Consider the following 1,426-nt stretch of genomic DNA (forward strand, 5'->3'; position numbering starts at 1 on the left):
CCATAAAAGCGTACAAACCTGACTGTGCAGGTGCAGCAGAGGATGCACCTGCAAATTCGGGGCGTAAAGGATATTGTTTTTCGGGAGAGTTTGACATAGACGAGCCATACACAACGTGTACTATTTTGCCAAGTGATATAACTGAATTTTCGCCTGTTTGGGACAGCGAAAATAACTGGTCAGGCGAGAACGGTAATTTTGAGACTCAAGAAGTATCGGTTGCCGAAGGTGATGCGGAGACAGCAGAAACAATTGATACAAAATATTTTGTCGAGTTTATGTGCTTTACCCTTCGGGATGCTGGCGCACAAGCAACGTTAGATGATAGAGAGAATGGCGATGGAAGCTTAATTTATATGCCACTTTATCGCGTTACAGCTTTGGCCGAAGGTTTGGGGCAGCGCGCGCGGGTAATGTCACAATCGATGGTTAAGGTCGAAGTCCAGTGAGGAGTAAAATATGATCTCGAAATACAGGTTACCTAAAAGCATTTGGGCTTACGCAGTGGGGTTTTCGGCACTGTTTAATTTTGTGGCTGTGGATGTTTCTGCTCAGCAAATGAGCAATTACGACGCCGTACCTCGTTCGGTGCAGTCTGGCGTTGCGCCATTGGTTATGTTAGCTCTTTCTAATGATCACCAGCTGTATTTTAAGGCCTATACCGATTACGACGACTTAAATGGTGATGGCGCTCTCGATACTACAGAGATCACTTATTACAATGGCCGCGATTACGGGGGTTATTTTAGTTCTGATCACTGCTACAGCCACAGTAATGATGTTTTTAATATTAGCTCTGAAGCTGATAACCACTACTGTACTAACGCGTGGAGCGGTAACTTTTTAAACTGGGCCACCATGACTCGAATCGATATGCTGCGCTCTGTTTTGTATGGCGGCAAGCGTACCGGTGCCAACGACATTTTAGAACGCAGCTACTTGCCCAATGATGCGCACAGTTTTGCAAAGTTTTACAAAGGTGAGGGTAACGAGCTTAGCCAATTAACCCCTCATTCTTCGTCCACCGGTATAACGATTTGTAATACTACCTTGCATACGGGAGTTGGGCAGCAAACGAGTAAAGCTAACACCAATGCTCCGCTAATGAGGGTGGTAGCAGGCAACTATGGCCTGTGGGCCTCTGGTGAGCGTTACCAATGCCTTGTTAAAGGCGGTAATGACGAAGGTATTAACGACAGTGAAGAAGAGGATGTTCGGGGAAGGGCAGCTACAGATGCAGCTGTGTCAACTAAGTTCAGCGAGGCGTCTGGTGGTAACTACGACCCAGCTCTCGATTCGCCATCAGTAGCAATTCCGTATGATGAAGACGGTAATCCGTTACCCGCCTTAGTGGTTACTGATTACACTGTTAAGGTAGAGGCGTGTCCAGCCGATTACGCCTCCAGCATTAAAAACTGCCAAGCCT

The 1,426-nt window shown here is 46.7% G+C and carries 2 protein-coding genes; both read left to right on the forward strand.

What is annotated here, in order from left to right; all coding sequences use genetic code 11:
- On the forward strand, nucleotides 1–449 hold a 449-nt coding region (locus AC3A8L_RS21110), incomplete at its 5' end, for a pilus assembly PilX family protein (RefSeq protein WP_487964255.1).
- A 10-nt stretch (nucleotides 450–459) separates the two neighbouring features.
- A partial coding sequence (locus AC3A8L_RS21115; RefSeq protein WP_487964256.1) for a hypothetical protein occupies nucleotides 460–1,426 on the forward strand: 967 nt, incomplete at its 3' end.

This window comes from Marinagarivorans sp., from assembly GCF_982758155.1.